We start from the raw sequence: 16,852 nt of genomic DNA on the forward strand, positions 1-16,852 counted from the left end.
TGATGATAGGAAAGAAGAAGAAAATGCGAAAAATAGTCGCCGGCAAGCTGCACGGCATCCACGTCACCGAAGCGAACCTCAACTACCACGGTTCGATCACGCTCGACCCTGACCACTGCGAAGCAGCAGGGATCTTGCCCATGGAATTCGTGGAGATATGGAACAGGAATTCCGGTGCGCGGATTTCGACCTATGTCATTCTCGGCGAGCGCGGTTCACGATGCTGTATCCTCAACGGAGCGGCTGCCCGCATCTGCCAGCCCGACGATCAGATCATTGTCTGCAACTCGATCTATCTGGACGAAGCGCATATTACCTCCTTGAAGCCAAGGATCGTTACGTTCGATCAGGACAACAACATACTCGACCGCTTAACCTACTCCGTCGATCTCGACGCGGATGGCCGGTACAGCTTCTCGATCCTTGACGAGGCGGATGAGGCTTTGGCCATTCCTGCCCTGATCTCCGGGGCGTGACGGCCGCCGCACAAGTGACATCAGTGTTCGTCAATTGGTGGCCTGCTGGCAAGGCCGAGCCTGGCGCGTTGGCCATCGGCGAAATTCTCGGCGGGCGACTGTGTCTTGAACCGATGAACTGTCAGTTTGCCGTCCTCCACAGTATGAACCACCCATCCCCCACCGCAACGCTTGACGCGCACGTCGTTTGGTTCGCCAGCCACCATTGCTGCCCCTCATTTTCGTCGCCCTGGACCGAGACTGGAAGTCGTTCCCCGCACAGGGAAAAACACCGGACCTTACGTTACGTCAAGCGCCGATTATCTGACAGCTGGCGCCTTATGGACTTGACGGCGACAGCGGCTCTGGCCCGGGCTATCCCGAGCCGGCCGCATCTTGCATTCGGATCGATTTAGATAGCCCGATCTTGCACGTTAATGCTGTCTTAATTATCCACAGCTAATGTCAGTGAGAGCGCGTATTCAGTTCGAGTAGCTCTGCAAAAAGCCCGCCGCTCTTGCCCCCCAAGAGTAGCGGGTTTTTCGGTTGTGAACACTGACGCGGTCGGTGTGGATGCTGCCACAGCACAGGCGCCGTGGGCGTCTTCCCTGCCCCTTTCCATCAATCTCGCGGTGCTGCTTTTCGGGGCGAAGGCTGGTCGAGGACGAAGCCGAACGGGCGAGCCGCGGCTCTTCCTGATGCTGGGCACCGGACCCTCCCGGAGCATGAGCCTTGGCGCCCAGGTTCTCGTGGCAATCGTTTCCGGTCTCGACCAGATCGTTGCAGAGCAACAGGAGAACGCCTGTACTACCGGCGAGTTCGATTCTACTGCTTCACAGGCGGCCAGCTCTGCTCGCGGAGGATGCATTGTTGAGCCTGCCGGACCGGAATTCTTCGAATGACCGATTCCGATCTTCAGCATAGATCGAGAACAGGCTTGGCAGCGTTTCACGTCAGGATCACTCCCTCATGCCACGTCAAGCATGGATGCGCCAACCGCGGTCGGATCAATACGATGCAAGATGGTCCGGATGCGTCGCTATTCACCGCAGTGCGGGACGAGCATCGCAACAGTCTTGCCGGGGCTTTATTGCTTTCAGCGGCAACCGCCACTATGTAGCGACACTTCGCCAGCTGTCTTCAAACCCCCGGAGAGTTTCATGACAGAAGAAACCGACAACAACATCGACGTCCTCATCGAGCTCACCGCCGATGTCGTCTCAGCGTATGTCTCCAACAATCCGGTCCCGGTGGGTGAACTCCCTGCCCTGATCGGCCAGGTGCACGCGGCACTCAAAGGCACGGCCGGCACCAGCATCTCCGCAGAAGAGCCGCAGGTTCTGAAGCCCGCTGTATCGATCAGGAAGTCGGTGAACCCGGACTATCTCATCTGCCTTGAGGACGGGAAAAAATTCAAATCGCTGAAGCGCCATCTGTCGACCCGCTATGGGCTGACGCCAGACGACTATCGCACCAAATGGGGTCTGCCGGCGGATTATCCGATGGTCGCGCCGAACTACGCCGCTACGCGCTCGGCATTGGCCAAGACGATGGGTCTTGGCCGCAAACCCAAAGAGCCGGAAACGCCGCCAACGCCGGCAAAGCGGACCCGCAAGAAGGTCGCAGCTTGATTTCAGAAATCAAGGTTTTATCTGGGCGCGCAGTGCCATCGGCATAATATGCATCTGAACGGAATATGAAAAGGCGGGGTATACCCGCCTTCCCTTTGAAGCAGCTTGGCTCCACCAGGACTTCGCCCGGGCTTGCATCTGTCCGCTGCTTAAGCCGTGCGGTCGAGCCCTGCGCTCGCCCGCCCTTGTCACGCGGCGAGACCTATCGCGTTCACCCGCTGTTGCCAGCAGGCGAGAGAAAAGTCAGCCGGCTTTGCTGAGGCTGCCGGCCGAGGACTTGCCGGTGCGCCGGTCCTGTTCGATTTCATAGTTGATCTTCTGGCCATCAGCGAGGGTCGAGAGGCCCGCTCGTTCTACAGCGGAAATGTGGACAAAAACATCCTGACCGCCATTGTCGGGTTGGATAAATCCAAATCCCTTGGTGCTGTTGAACCATTTTACCGTTCCAGTCGCCATATGCGTTTTCCTTTGTAACAATTGCAGTGTGGGCAGGCCCTCTGGCCAGTCCCGATTCATAACCGAAACTTCTGCGTAGGCGCAGCAAAAAAAGAAATTTGCAAATACGGTTTGACGGGCGGTTGTAACTCCTCATGGACCGTCCAGCACCCACCCGTTGGGGCTCGCGTCGCGACACGTTTTACGGCCCCGATGCGATACCCGAGACGGACGGCTAAAAGCGCAAGAACTACCGGCCAGGGCGACGGAAGTTGATCGCTTGGGTAAAATGGGGCTGTGGATGACGCCACTGGCGGACGGTTCGGGCCTCGCCGGTTAGGACGGAAGCTGGCCGTCCCCTTCCCCGCGGCAGGTTCGCCCGCGTCCAAGGATGCACGATTTTCGGGAGAGGTGGTCCTATGCAAAAGCCACCCGTGCGCAGTAGATGTCGACCCGGCCGGACAGGCCAAGAGCCTTTTGGGGAATCGACATTGCCGCTACTTCCGCCTTTGATCCGCCACCTCAAATCTCCTGACCTGTTTGGCTGCCTTGACCGCCTGCCGGCGCTTGGTAAACCGGTCAGTGAGCGGACATTTGAGGTCCTCAACCCATCGACAGGCGAAGTGCTGGCAGGGCTTCCCGACATGGGCGTCGAGGAGACGCGGGCCGCGGTCGACAAAGCCTATAACGCACAGCCTGGATGGGCGGCCTTGACGGCCCGTGAACGCAGCGACGTTCTGTGGCGCTGGCATCAGCTGATTATCGATCACGCCGATGACCTTGCTGCGATACTGACCGCGGAAATGGGTAAGCCCCTCGCCGAGGCCAAATCGGAAGTGTCGCATGCGGCGGCCTACCTGCAATGGTACGCTGAAGAGGCCAACCGCATCTATGGGGAGACGATCTCCGCGCCATCGACAGACCGTCGCTTGCTGGTGATCAAGCAGCCGATCGGTGTCGTAGGCACGATTACGCCATGGAATTTCCCGGCTTCGATGGTGGCGCGCAAGATCTCGCCGGCGCTGGCGGCGGGCTGCACGATCGTATTGAAACCCGCTGAACAGACGCCGCTCGTTGCCGGCGCAATGTTCGCCCTTGCGCATCAGGCTGGCTTTCCCGAAGGCGTGGTCAACCTGATCTACGCTTCTGAAGGCGATGCTGTCGGCCGCGAACTCTGCACCAACCCACGGGTCCGCAAGATTAGCTTCACCGGCTCGACCGAGGTTGGCCGGCTGCTCATGCGCCAGTGCTCGGACCAGATCAAGAAGGTCAGTCTCGAACTCGGCGGCAATGCGCCCTTCATCGTCTTCGACGATGCAGACGTCGATGCGGCGGTCGACGGGGCGATCCAGGCCAAGTTCCGCAATGCCGGCCAGACCTGCGTTTCCGCGAACCGACTTTACGTCCAGTCGGGCGTTCACGATGAATTTGTCGACAAATTTGTCGAGCGGGTTCGACAGCTTCAGGTTGGTGACGGTTTTGATCCAGGTGTCGCCATCGGCCCGCTGATCGACAGGCAGGCGCTCATCAAGATCGAATCGCATATCGCCGATGCCGTCACAAAAGGCGGTACAATTCGCTGCGGGGGCAAACGCATTGGCAAGGAGGGCACATTCTTCCAACCGACTGTCCTCACTCAAGTCTCCAGCGAAATGACGATTGCGCAAGAGGAGACGTTCGGACCGCTGGCCCCAACCATTCGCTTCGACGATCCGGATCAGGTCGTGCACCAGGCGAATGACACGATCTACGGCCTGGCCGCCTACTTCTATGCCTCGAACCTGCAGCGTGTCTGGCGTGTGGCCGAGGCCCTGGAATACGGCATGGTCGGCATCAACACGGGACGCATGTCGTCGGAAGCGGCACCTTTCGGCGGCATGAAGCAGTCCGGCATCGGGCGCGAGGGTTCGCGCCACGGGCTCGAGGACTACCTCGAAATGAAATACCTCTGCATGGGCGGCATCTGAAGCATCTGCTTGCGAATTCGCGGATTGGCCGCGCAAGCGATCCTCGAACATATGAAGCAGGTCGCACCTCGATGGCGGCGGCTCCGGACCAAAACCGTCGCGTTCTTCACCTTGAGGTCAGCTTCGCGCCGACGCCGCCGTTATGCCGCAGTCAGGCAGATGGTCGCCTCGAGGTGAGCGCGGCCGTGCAAAGCGTCGGGATACCGAACCTGGACAAACGTTCACATCATCGTTCCAGCCCAACGGGTGTCCCGGCGATGGTCAGTCAGCAGCTCCTGATCATCCCAGCTTCCTAATCGCTGCGTAGGACTTTTGCTTCAAGCGCGGCTGCCACGAAAGCTCTTCGAGCAGCCGCTGGATAAGCTTCACCGCGCAATACCTGCAGACAGGCATCCATCGCGGCCTTCCGTTTCACGGTCTGACGTTGAAGATCACGCAGCAAGATAGCGGCAGCATCATTGACCTCGAACACGATCCGCTCTGAGCTGTGTTGGCTAAGCCGAACAACGACTGGCCTTTCAAATCTGCTCAAGCCGGTCATGTCTCCGCTCCTGTGAGGCAAATAGCCTCGATCGCACCTTGGCCAGGCCGAACGGATCCCCTGGTCGCAGAACCTGGCCGCTCGCGATCCATGTGCGGTATCTGATTCATGATGGGATTGCGCCGCTAATGTCGAGACCTGCTTCTGCTTTCAGCTATCCCTGTAAATCTCAACACAATGCCCCCTCGGCCGGCCCCCGTACCAGATGCCTATACCTGCACCTTTCCCCCGCCCGCTTTGCATGCGGCCAGCCATTGCATGGCAGAAATTGCATCTTCCAATATGGCGGCCCGTTTCGCAAAGCCGAAAAAGGCATTGCGCGCTGCGCTTACAGGTTTTCTTCCATCGTATGCATCATAGCAGGCCCTGAGTGCGGCTTCGTGGATCAGGTCTCTGCGATCTTCTGGCCATTCATTGAGGAAATCGATAGCGTCCGCAAGACTGGCAATCTCCTGCACGATGTAGGTTGCACGCTTCACGAAAACTGGGCTGCTGAAAGCCTCAGGGTTCATTCGTTCCTCCCGATCTACTGAACGACTGGTTTGCCTGAACAGGCGCTTCATCGACACCCGCCAACACTCGCAGAATGTGTTGTCAGGGCAATGACGGTTCAAGAGGAAGGCAGCGGCGTGATGCCCTCCGGTAGGCCAGCAGGCCGATTCCATACATACTGTTGCAAGAGCGGCTCATCAGGTGGCAAGAAATCTGCATCGTTCGACCATTTCGTACGAAACGCTTGGTACTCTTCCGGCGTTGACCCGCCACGAGGAAGCGGCTCCGCACCCTCCGCTTCGTCACAGGGCTAATCCCAGGGTTGTACGGACTTGCCGCCTTCAGCCTACCTGAGCAAGGCAACGTGACCGTCGAGATACGAGACAACCAGACCATCGCCGCAAAAGTGCCGGTCCTGCCATTCAAGTACTTAGCTCCTGAACAAACGGCTCCGCGGCAATGCCAGGAATGTCGTCTATCGGGACAGGTTTCCCGATTAAATAGCCTTGAGCTTCATCACATCTGACGCAGCGCAGATAGTCGAGCTGTTCGGGAGTTTCTACGCCTTCGGCTGTTACCTCGATTCGAATCTCATGCGCCAACTCAACCAATGATCGTACAATCGCGGCGCAGTCCGCATCGGTGAGCATATCCTGGACAAAAGATCGGTCGATCTTGAGCCGCGAGAGAGGCAATTTGCGAAGATAAGTCAGGGATGAGTAGCCGGTGCCAAAATCGTCAAGAGCAACTGTGACGGATAGAGAAACTAACGATTGTAAGAATGAAATCGTTTCTTCAAAATTCGAAATCAGCACAGTTTCTGTTATCTCGACCTCGAGTCTTCGGGGCTCCAAACCGGCTTCAGCCAAGGCCACTATAATTCCATCCAGCAAGGCCTTGTTCTTCAGCTGCATTACCGACAAGTTGACGGAGACCCGCAAGTCGCGCGGCCAACGCGCCGCTGCCAAACAAGCCGTTTTGACGACCCAGTGTCCGATGGAGTGAATCAAACCCGTTTCTTCAGCGATGGGTATGAACTCCGTCGGAGGGATCTGGCCATGGGTCGGATGCTGCCACCGCAGAAGCGCTTCAAAACCTCGGATGCGATCGCTCCCGAGGTCGAGAAATGGTTGAAATGCGAGCCAAAGCTGGTCATTGGCCAGTGCAGATGGCAGATCGCGTTCAAGGACATGTCGCCTTGCAGCAGCTTCATCGTCGCCCGGGCTGAAAAACTGGATGGAGCCCGCCCCCAGCGTCTTGGCCCTGTATAGCGCGGTGTCGACGCACCGCAGGAGTTGGTTGGTGTCCAAACCGTCAGCGGGGGCCAAAGCGATACCTATAGAGGCCCTGCAATATATTTCGCGCCCTTCGATCAAGAACGGGGCGCGCATGGCATCTATGATCTGTTTGGCCAAGGACCTGATCTGATCTGGCCTGATATCGCGCGTAGCGATTATTGCAAATTCGCCGCCCTCCAATCTGGCAATGCTATCGCTCTCCCGCGTCGATCTCCGAAGTCTCGCAGCCACTTCGACCAAAAGGGCATCCGCCATTGCTCGGCCAAAACGATCATTCACCTCGGCAAAATTGTTAAGATCGAACAAAAGCAACGCACAGTGCTGGTCAAACTGCTTTGCGTCCACCAACGCGTTCTCCAGCCGCTCGTTGAAGCTGAACCGGTTTGGCAACCTCGTTAGAACGTCCCTGCGAATGGCATTTTCGCTTTCCGCTTGCAGAATGAAGCGTCGGGTAAATTCGAACGCGTGGGCAAGCACCGCGCGAAACAGCGTGATGGCGTAGCTCACTATCAGGATTGCGACGGGCAGATTGACGGCGCCTTCCGCCCACGCGATCGCAAGCATCGAACCGACGAAAATCGGGAGCGTATACGCGACGGCCGCAATAGGAATCGTGGAAAAAGAAGCGGCACCGCCAGCGATCATCCCGGCGCTCAGGCAGGTAATGACGACCTGGGCTGCACTTGTTGCCCCGCTGAAGAACAGAACGGGAAGTGCTCCCCACCATGTGCCGAACAAGAAGGCGTTCCGCACCAGGTTTTGCGTTGTTCGGCGAGACACTGACCTTGGTTTGACTGACTGAAATGATGATCTCGCTCTTAGGCCTACGAACCCGGCGGCGACGATGATAACACTCGCCCAGAGGATGGCTTTCGTTTGGTCCGGGGAGCCCCAAAGCGCCATGACAAGAGTGGCCGCATTGAGTATGTTCGCAGCCATGCCAAGAGGCGTGTTGCGAAGCACGATACTGACCTGCTCCGCCCTGATGCGGCCGGCAAGTGGTTCGATTGTCGAGGGCCCGCCAAAAACTCGCAGGTCTCCCGCCAGAAGATCACCAAACCTTGCGGCATACAGACGCTGCATCACTCTTTCACTCCCCCACGCTAGAGTAGTAGATGCGTGTTGTCCCCTAGCATCGAACACTTCGGAAAAAGTAAATTTCAACGGCAAAAATTGGACAGCCCAGTTGGGAAACCGCGGGCTGCGGAAATTCGAAGATAGCGAAAACCGCGATGCTTCCTCAGGTAACGCGGGAAGGCGCAGCGGTCGATCGCGGCGGGGCGGGCAGAACCGAGTTGCCGAAATGCGCCGCCATGTCAGCATAGGAGCTGCTGACCTGTGGAACACCGCACCATCTCCGAACGCTCGTGAGTCTCACCACGAACGTGCGACGCGCTTGCGCACTACGCCGCGCTGTTCTTGACCAGGCGCAGTTCGTGGTTGCTCTGCCGTCGGGAAGCGGGCGTCCTGCCTTTGCCGCTCGTATGCTGGGCGAAGTCGGAAATCGGGCAGGGTCGGCCAAGTATGTAACCCTGGATCGCATCGCAGGCTTCTTGCCGCAGGAAGGTCAGCTCCGCGTCCGTTTCGACACCCTCTGCCAGGACCGGGAGCTTGAGGCCCCGAGCGAGGCCAAAGACCGCACGCATGACCGCAGCCGCCTCATCGCTGGTATCCACTGCCCGGATAAGAGACTGATCGACTTTGATCTTGTCAAACGGGAATGCCCGCAAATTCGATAGCGACGAGTATCCGGTGCCAAAATCATCCATGGCGATTTGAACCCCAAGGCTTTTGAGCTGACGCAGGACAGCGAGCGCCCGCCCGATATCCTTGATCAGGCAAGTTTCGGTAATTTCCAGCTCGAGGCGGGACGGATCGAGCCCGGTTTCTTTCAGCACTGCGCCGACCAGCTCGGGCAAAGTCCCGCCGTGGAGCTGCATGGCCGAAACGTTGACGCTGATTGCTAGCGGTTGTTGCCAGCTTGCCGCTTCGGCGCAGGCGGTCCGCAGCACCCATTCACCGATCTTCAGAATGGCGCCACATTCTTCCGCGATCGGGATGAACGCCGCCGGCGGAACGGCGCCGCGTTCCGGATGATCCCACCGGAGCAGTGCTTCGAAACCGAAGACATCGTTGGACAAGAGTTGCGCCTGCGGTTGATAGACGAGGCGGAGTTCCTTGCGCGAGATCGCGTGACGGATGTCGTGCTCGAACTGGCGGCGATCGCGCAGATGCTCACCCATGGACGGCTCAAAAACGCAATAAAGGCCACGCCCCTGCATCTTTGCCTCATAGAGCGCAGCGTCGGCATGGCTCAGAAGCGTCGCCCGATCGGGTGCATCGTTCGGGAATACAGCGATACCTATGCTGGTGCCGATGGTGACGCCGGCGGGCAAGTTGGCGCCTGTGTCGTTGAATGCGTCCAGGATGGCTTCAGCAGTGCGCGTCGCATAGCCCGCACTCGGCAGACCGGGAACAATTACAGCGAACTCGTCGCCGCCCAAGCGCGCAACCATCTGCCCGGGCTTAAGGACGCCTCGGATCTTCTCGGCCACACACTGCAGCACGGCGTCTCCGACGAGATGGCCGAAGAGGTCGTTGATCTCCTTGAAGCGGTCGAGATCGAGGAAGAGGACGGCAAGGCACCGCTCAGCGCTGCGATGCGTCGCAAACTCGGCCTCCAGCTTTTCGTTGAAGCTCGTGCGGTTTGGAAGTTTGGTCAAGGGATCGTGGTGGGCAAGGAAATGAATCTCCTCCTCCGCCCGCTTGCGCCCGCGGATATCGCGGACGGCAAGAACCTGGTGTTGCTTGCCGGCATAGAGCATGCTGTGCCGGATCAGCTCAACCGGGACCGTACTGCCGTCCGTCGCGCATAGCCCCACCTCCAGCGGCGTTTGCGCAGTGCCCGTGAGCTCGCCTTGGGGAAGCGTGGGAAAGAAGGACTGCGGGCGGCCGGCCGGCTGAGAGCGGTCGACGCAGGCAAGCGCGGCGAAACTGCGATTGGCTGCCACGATCTCGGTTTCGTTGCCCACGATCAGCCCCTCGACGGCCGAGTTGGCCAGCTCCTGCATACGCGCTGCCTCGCCGGCGCGACGGAAATCGCGCACATCGAGGGCGAGGCCGATGATGGCCAAAAGGATGATGAGGATCGAAACGAGGGCTACGCCAGCCGCCATCCAGTCGGCGGGCAACGCCGTTGCGGAAATGACAATGCGCGGGTCTGGCATGATTGCGGCCGCGCCCATCGCCGTGAAATGGTGGCTGCAAATCGCTACCGTCAGCACGAGGGCGCCGAGCGACTTCCACTTGACCGTGTTGGCGTGAAGGGCAACCGGCAATGAGGCCGCGCCGAACAGCCCACCAAGAATGATCGAGGCGGCGACGAGCGGCACGTCCCAGACGACGCGGCCCGCGATCTCGAATGCGGCCATGCCGGTGTAGTGCATCACGGCGATGCCGCCTCCCACGATCGCACCGCCGATCCAGCGTCCATGTGGAACGCGTGGCGAGATGCCGATCGTGAAACCCGTCCCGGTCAAAGCGATCGCGGCCAGCAACGACATGATCGTCAAGGCGATGTTGTAGCCGCTCGGTACGGCGGGCTGGAAGGCCAACATGGCTATGAATGCGTCGCCCAGAATCTGGGAAGAAATCTACGGCCAAAACTTGAATAAAGCGCTTAAGCGGAAAATCCACTTTGATTATCGTCACCGAAAGTTGTGAAGGACCCCAATGGTCCACGTCTCGCTGGAGAATGCGCGCGCCGTAAATGGGAACGCGTGATTGTAGACCTAGCACTCATGTTGCCTCAGGCTACGGGCGTGAGGCGAACTCAACGGAGGCCGTCGATGTCGAGCTGCACTTGCGGTCGACGATGTCGCCGGCGGAGCTCGAGGTCCACCGCAGGGGCTACGCTGAAGCGGCGCCTGCCATGGGTGCTCCGCCAGAGCCGGGCTCAGCGGTAGGCCAACTGCTCCAGGATTGAAGCTGCCCTTGTCAAACTCACAGACCGGCAGTGCATCCAGTTAACGAAGAAGTTTGAACCGCACGCTAGGTGACGCCTATCAGCCGCTCCCGGATTTGGGTGCGAGAATGAAATTGAAAACGGGCTCAGGCAGCTCGCCAGGCGTCAGCTCTCGCAAAGCAGACGGGAACGTTGTGGCCGCTTCGGCCTCTACCGCGAGGGCGGCAGGTGTGATTCCGATTGCGGCCTCAAAGAGCCGGCTCGGCAGAAGCGCCACCTGACGAAAGAGCGCTGCAGCCCTTGTCGCATGGCGCGCGGCAGCGACCCTCTTTCTCTCGCGGATCTTCACCCCGGCCGCCGCCAACAGGATCAATCCCTTGAAGAACAGGCGATGCTGAGCGCTGCGTTTGGCAGCATGCCATAGAGGCTCCCACGCCTCATGAGCTTCCCAGTAATAGCCGTGGTTGAAAAGGTCGATCCCCCATCGGAAAGCGTTTGAGCTGAGTGATTCCTCGACCGTGACAACGGTCACCGGGTCGCTTTGATAACTGTGACCCAAGGGGTTACGAACCGGATGTGGATTTTTGCCAGGCAGGTAGGCGTAGCCCGGGAAATGCCTTTCGGGCAGCAATCGAAGACGTGACATAGACCCCAGCAATCACGAATGCACGTCGGTGGCAATTCCAGATGAAGTAATCGCTTGCGCCAGAGTGCCAGCGGTAAAGAAATATCTTGCGCTGCGCCGACAAAATGCGCTCATGGGGCCATTCCTCCATGGGCACGTGCGCCGGGAGGGCACCTCTAACACGAGCGATAGACCGAGGGAGGGCTCAACCCAATGAGCAGGGTGGCGCGCGAAGATGCGAGTCCGGCTTCGTCGGCGACATTTGCGCCGCTTGAGAATGCGACCTTTCGTTCGATCTGGCTTGCCACACAGGTCGCCAGCCTTGGCTGGCTGATTCAAACCGTCGCCATCAGTTGGCTGATGGCGACCATCTCGACCTCGGACGTAATGGTCGCCTTGGTGCAGGCTTCGACCACACTGCCCGTATTCGTCCTGTCGATCTTTGCCGGGGCCCTGGCTGACAACTACAGCCGCCGCAATCTCATGTTCGCCGGCTGGTGCGCGATAGCGTTGTCCTCGGCGATGCTGACTGTTCTTGCGGCGCTGGGGATTTTCAATCCTTGGATGGTTCTCGCCTTCAGCTGTTTGGCCGGAGCGGGCGCTGCTTTCACCGATCCTGCTTGGCACGCGTCGGTGGGCGATATCTTGCGAAAACGTGAAGTCCCAGCCGCAGTCACGCTCATCTCGGTTGGATACAACGCCATTCGAAGCGTCGGCCCGGCGCTCGGCGGCATCGTCGTTGCCTCCTTTGGACCTCTAACAGCCTTCGCTGTGGCGACACTGACCTATTTAGCCCTGCTGTGGACCATAGGGCGCCGCAAATGGGATGTTCGCACCTCCCCTCTCCCGCGCGAGCCATTGACCACTGCGATCCATGACGGAGCGCGCTTCACGGCCCTTTCGGCGGAGATCAAGGCGGTCATCGCGCGAGGAGCGCTTTTTGGCCTGACCAGCATCTCCATACTCGCGCTCCTGCCTCTCGTCGCCCGCGATCAACTGGGCGGAGGACCAATCGTTTATGGTGTCCTGATGGCCGGCTTCGGTGTGGGCGCACTGTGCGTCGGCATTTGCAACAATGTCTTGAGGCGGTCTCTGTCCCAGGAGCGGCTGACAACGCTGGCATGCATTGCCTGTGCGGCGTGTGGTCTATCTCTTGCTCTCACGTCTTCAGTCGTGGTGGCGGCTATTGCGCTGGCGCTCGGCGGCGCGGGCTGGGTTGTCACCTGGACGGGGCTCGATGTGAGTGTCCAGTTGGCAAGCCCAAGGTGGGTCGTCGGCCGCACGCTCTCGATCCACTATGCCCTTTCGTCTGGCGGTATCGCGGCCGGCAGTTGGCTGTGGGGCACGGTGGCTGAGACCTATTCGCTTACCTTGGCCCTCGAGGTTTCCGCTGGTGCGCTCGTAATGGTCGCGGCCACCGGCTTCCTGATGCCCATCCGCCAATGGCAGGACTCTGATCAGGATCCTTTTGGCTTCGAAACGCCACAGCTCGCCCTCGACCTGAAACCGAGAAGCGGGCCGATCGTCGTCAAGATCGAGTACTCGATCCCGGAGGCAAACGTCGAAGCTTTCCTGGACCGGATGCAGGAACGGCGACGCGTGCAAAGCCGCGTCGGTGCCCGGCATTGGAACCTCCAGCGTGATCTTCAGGATCCTTCGCTTTGGACAGAAACCTTCCGCACGCCGACGTGGATGGACTATCTGCGCCTGAACCATCGTCTGACGACCGCGGACAAGGAGTTGGATCAACATTTGCTCGAATTGAATATGGGAATTCCGCCTCGTACCAAGCTTTCAATTGAGCGACCGACCGGGGCAACCCGCAAGCGGGATCAATCGACGCGATTTTTCTTCCGGTTGTGATCGCAGGGTTGGGTTGGTAGGGTTTGCATCTTATCTCGGCGCCTTGGTGGGTTTGCAGGGCTTGGCGCTGACGTCGGCTAACGGTGTCGAATTTGGCCACGATGCCGAAAGCGGAGTGCGGGCAACGTTCTTGCGAGCGGCTCGTCGAGCTCCGCCTCATTCGTCCGAGTAGCGCGAATTTCGTTGGGAGTGAGCACCCCTGCTAAAAAGGCATGGTGGCCTCCCCAAAACGGTGGCGGCAAGAAAAGCGCCGCCGATGCGAATTTCGTGACGACCACGCTCGTGTCCTTCAGCACGTTTTTGTGGAATGCCGCCACTCTCCGAGCGTCCCGCGCCTCAGACTGGTCGGTAAGTCCAGAGCTGTGCGGGCGGGATGTTGCGGCGACGAAATCATAGCGAGACACGACGTAGAGGTCGGGCATTTTTCACCACCTCGACAAAGGTCCGTAGGTGAGCTGAATCACAGTCCTCCCGCGAGGAATGCGGGCAAGCAAGTCCTCGAGCAGCCCAACACGCTGTTCCATCGGAAAGCTCAAATCCGGACGGCACTTATCACGCAGTCGAATTGCTCCCCGCTCCGCTCGGCCAGCACCTCCTCCAGCGCGAACGCATCGCCCGATCGAAAATCCACGGTGTCGCGGACCCCTTGCCGGCGGGCATCGGGTAGTCGGGTGCCGGCTCGACGCCTTTGCTTTCAACGTTGAACTGCTGCCAGCGCCGTTTTGCGGATCATGCCGTTCTGGCTTGAAGAGAGCGGCCCGCCTCACAGTTGGCCGCGATCCATTTCGCGTGCGCGAGTCTGATGATAACGCCATAAAAAGGGCGCCCGGGAACAGGGCGCCCTTCTCATCGACGGAATGCTCGGATTGGAGGTCCGCGATCAAGCAATCCGCCGACAACCTCTTCAAGCCTCACCACAATGGTTCAGCCGCAATTGAAGGCTTCCAAATAACCGCTTCGAACGCGGCGAACGGGCCCTTCAATCCTCAGAACGAGCGCTGGAAGCGAAGCAAACCGCCGACGCTGTTTTCCTTGTCGGCATTGGTCCAGTTAGAGACGGTATCCTCACCAACATGGACGTAGTCGACTTCCGCCGTGACCGTCAGACCCGGGACGATGTCGTAGGCGATGTTAGCCGCGGCGCCGAAGTTCTTGCCTTCGTCATAAGACAGCTGAGCGTTAAACGAGGTCTTCTCGTTGAACTTGTAGGTCCCACCGCCCCATACTGCCCAGTTGCCGCTCCACTGCTTGTAGAAGCCGCGGCCGCCAGCCGGGATTGCCCAGGTCGGATCCGAGAGGTTGTCGTCCGTGCCGTAGCCGCCCATGACCCACAGCGAGATCGCGTCGCTGGCGTTCACGTCCAAGCGAACCTTGCCGGCCACTTCCTCGTAGTTGCTGTCATAGGCAACAACGCCGGTGATGGCGCCCCAGCCCTGCGTGTATTTCACGCCGCCGACGACATGCGGAACGTAGCTGTCGATTGTGCCGACCACGCCCGAGCCCTCTTCGAGAGAGAGGACGGCGGAGAAGCCGTTGCCGGCGTCGAAGTAGTACTGCACGACGTTGGTGTCGAAGTCGCCGTATGGAACGAGCGTATCGTTGATGACGTTGCCAGCGTAGCCGATGAACGTATCGAATGCCGATTCATCCTTGCCGACGCGAAGGCCACCGAGCTGGATCCAGGCGAAGTTCAGTGTAATTGCTTTATTGAAGGCATAATTCTGGGGACTGTCAGGCCCCGAATAGGCGTTGCGGTTACCAAAATTGAATTTGGTCTCCGTGTATGTCTTCAAAGTGCCGAGCTCGGTTTCCTGGCCAGTCCAAGTCCTTAGGTCAAAGCGGGCGTTCTTGCGCCAGGTGCCCTGATCGCTGCCGTCTTGGACGTCGTGGGTCCTCGCCCCGTCGTAGGAGCCAACGTCGCCAGCGCCGATGTCGTAGCGGACATAGCCGCCGATGCGCAGGCAAGTTTCGGTGCCGGGGATGTAGAAATAGCCCGAGCCGTACACGTCGCAGATCTTGACGTATTCAGCCGGTTCCGGCTCGGCGACGGTCACCGCGTCGGCGGCGCGGGCGCCCGAAACTGCGATCAGGGCCGCAGCTGAGCCGAGAAGAAGGCTCTTGATGTTCATACTTGATCTCCATTCATTGATTTGAAAAGGGCGAGGACGTCAATGGACGAACCGCTCCCTGTCCCCACGATCGAAAAAGATGCGCATCGCGATGCATCCTTCCCTGCTCGAACGCTATTCATCGGAGGAATTAGTGCAAGTTTAAATTCCGTGTTCCAGCCACATATCGAAGTATCAGTTGCATTTTTACCACGAAATCGTCAGTATTAGTTGCACAAATTGGACAACTATACATCTGCACAAATCGCACAATTGGTACATCTGCTTTGTGCGCACTTATAGAAGGCGCGGACAGCCACCGGCATCCGGTCAGCCGTCAGATGGATCCAATCAGAGAAATAGCCTGGGCGGCCGATGCGACGACTTCTTCGTCCATACCTTCTCTGAGCAATTCGATAGGAATGCGACCCTTGAGAAGAGGCGAGGGGCTGATCAGCCATAGCCAAGCCAACCTGGGATCGGAGATCGAGGCAAGGACCTGCCTGATTCCGGGCATAGGCCTACCGTCGATGAACTGAGCCAGGGGAAATACATGCTTGCGGGAGCCTCTCCGAAAGGCAACCACGTCATTGTGCCGCTGCCACCAATGCAGCGTGGACCGCGGTATTCCAAAACGTCTCTCGAGATGCGTCGACCCCGCAACTGGACCGGCCCACTCCGCAATGCGCGCGCCTTCTCTCGGGTAATCTTTCAGAACCGGATGCCCGAGCGGATGATCGGCTGGCCGCGGTCGCGAAGCGATCTCACACGCCTGTGCATTTAGCCGTCGCGCTGCTTCGGCCTCCAGCCTACCAAGAAATTCGGCGGCCACGGCGGTCAAATCGTTGGAAGGAGAACCCGAAGGTGCGACAGTAGCCGTGTCGCCCTGCCTCGCCGCATCGCATTGGGAAAGAATGCGCTGCACCTCCTTCATGACAAAGCTTGAAAGCTCGGCCTGACGCTTTTCATCCCCAAGATCACTCGACCCGGACATATCTGGCTTTCTCATTGGCTTCCCTCGGCAAGCCGCCGAAAGAGCGTTGAAGACATGAAGTTTGGAGGACGGCGATGTGTTGCGTTTTCGTATGCTCGCGACCTAGCAGCCGCTTGGGGCTTCAACTTGTGCCTCTCAATAAAAAAGGGAAAAACATCGATGGACGACCGTCTTGCCCCACGATCGAAACAGACGCACATCGCAGTGCATCCTTCACAGTGTGACGCTATCCGCGACGCTCATTTGTGCAAGTGTAAAGTTTAACTTGCCAGCGTTATATAATTAGACGTTGCTTTTATGCAACTACTTTCCAAGTGTTACTTGGACAAATCGAACGTATTGCACATTTAGACAAACTGTACAGTTCAACTGCGACTGTAATGTTCACATTTACCGGCGGTATACACGCTTCACCGTTGCAGCATCGCATTGGCCAGGTGCACGGCACCTCCTTCATGAAAGGTTGAAAGCCCGTCCTC

At 58.9% G+C, this 16,852-nt stretch carries 13 protein-coding genes; 5 read left to right on the plus strand and 8 right to left on the minus strand.

The features are described 5' to 3' along the window. Window positions 1–23 precede the first annotated feature (23 nt). From panD to AC1RZR_RS36630, 3 genes are all read left to right on the plus strand, one after another. Window positions 24–476 carry an aspartate 1-decarboxylase gene (gene panD, locus AC1RZR_RS36620; protein WP_481829812.1) on the plus strand — a complete coding sequence of 151 codons (453 nt, stop codon included), beginning with the start codon at window positions 24–26 and terminating at the stop codon, window positions 474–476. Between the two features lie 527 nt (window positions 477–1,003). Beyond that, window positions 1,004–1,357, plus strand: coding sequence for a hypothetical protein (locus AC1RZR_RS36625; protein WP_481829813.1), 354 nt, complete (start codon window positions 1,004–1,006; stop codon window positions 1,355–1,357). A 258-nt stretch (window positions 1,358–1,615) separates the two neighbouring features. Then, window positions 1,616–2,086 carry a Ros/MucR family transcriptional regulator gene (locus AC1RZR_RS36630; RefSeq protein ID WP_481829814.1) on the plus strand — a complete coding sequence of 157 codons (471 nt, stop codon included), beginning with the start codon at window positions 1,616–1,618 and terminating at the stop codon, window positions 2,084–2,086. A 243-nt stretch (window positions 2,087–2,329) separates the two neighbouring features. Here the strand turns inward: AC1RZR_RS36630 and AC1RZR_RS36635 are convergent, their stop codons facing one another. Continuing rightward, on the minus strand, window positions 2,330–2,542 hold the full coding sequence (locus AC1RZR_RS36635; protein ID WP_023749661.1) for a cold-shock protein: 213 nt from the start codon (window positions 2,540–2,542) through the stop codon (window positions 2,330–2,332). Between the two features lie 470 nt (window positions 2,543–3,012). Between AC1RZR_RS36635 and AC1RZR_RS36640 the strand changes: the two genes are divergently transcribed. Then, the gene (locus AC1RZR_RS36640) at window positions 3,013–4,488 is read left to right on the plus strand and encodes an NAD-dependent succinate-semialdehyde dehydrogenase (protein ID WP_481829815.1); all 1,476 of its coding nucleotides are present in this window, start codon (window positions 3,013–3,015) and stop codon (window positions 4,486–4,488) included. Between the two features lie 292 nt (window positions 4,489–4,780). Here AC1RZR_RS36640 and AC1RZR_RS36645 read toward each other — a convergent pair whose 3' ends face one another. The 5 genes from AC1RZR_RS36645 to AC1RZR_RS36665 form a co-directional block, all read right to left on the minus strand. Continuing rightward, a complete protein-coding gene (locus AC1RZR_RS36645; protein WP_481829816.1) occupies window positions 4,781–5,029 on the minus strand; it encodes a DUF982 domain-containing protein in 249 nt (82 codons plus the stop codon). A gap of 209 nt (window positions 5,030–5,238) precedes the next feature. Beyond that, a complete protein-coding gene (locus AC1RZR_RS36650) occupies window positions 5,239–5,541 on the minus strand; it encodes a DUF982 domain-containing protein (protein WP_481829908.1) in 303 nt (100 codons plus the stop codon). 402 nt (window positions 5,542–5,943) lie between these two features. Then, window positions 5,944–7,902 carry a putative bifunctional diguanylate cyclase/phosphodiesterase gene (locus AC1RZR_RS36655; RefSeq protein ID WP_481829909.1) on the minus strand — a complete coding sequence of 653 codons (1,959 nt, stop codon included), beginning with the start codon at window positions 7,900–7,902 and terminating at the stop codon, window positions 5,944–5,946. 320 nt (window positions 7,903–8,222) lie between these two features. Beyond that, entirely contained in the window at window positions 8,223–10,436 is a 2,214-nt protein-coding gene (locus AC1RZR_RS36660) for a bifunctional diguanylate cyclase/phosphodiesterase (RefSeq protein WP_481829817.1), read from the minus strand. 447 nt (window positions 10,437–10,883) lie between these two features. Next, window positions 10,884–11,429, minus strand: coding sequence for a DUF309 domain-containing protein (locus AC1RZR_RS36665; protein ID WP_481829818.1), 546 nt, complete (start codon window positions 11,427–11,429; stop codon window positions 10,884–10,886). A gap of 192 nt (window positions 11,430–11,621) precedes the next feature. On the opposite strand from AC1RZR_RS36665, the gene AC1RZR_RS36670 reads away from it, so the two are divergent. Then, window positions 11,622–13,271 (plus strand): MFS transporter, encoded by a 1,650-nt coding sequence (locus tag AC1RZR_RS36670; protein ID WP_481829819.1) that lies wholly within the window; start codon window positions 11,622–11,624, stop codon window positions 13,269–13,271. A 986-nt stretch (window positions 13,272–14,257) separates the two neighbouring features. Here the strand turns inward: AC1RZR_RS36670 and AC1RZR_RS36675 are convergent. Further along, window positions 14,258–15,400: a porin gene (locus AC1RZR_RS36675; protein WP_481829820.1), complete on the minus strand. Its 1,143-nt coding sequence runs from the start codon at window positions 15,398–15,400 to the stop codon at window positions 14,258–14,260. Window positions 15,401–15,716: 316 nt separating this feature from the next. Then, window positions 15,717–16,388: an antitoxin Xre/MbcA/ParS-like domain-containing protein gene (locus AC1RZR_RS36680; protein ID WP_481829821.1), complete on the minus strand. Its 672-nt coding sequence runs from the start codon at window positions 16,386–16,388 to the stop codon at window positions 15,717–15,719. Window positions 16,389–16,852 lie beyond the last annotated feature (464 nt).

Source organism: Mesorhizobium bavaricum (assembly GCF_056781655.1).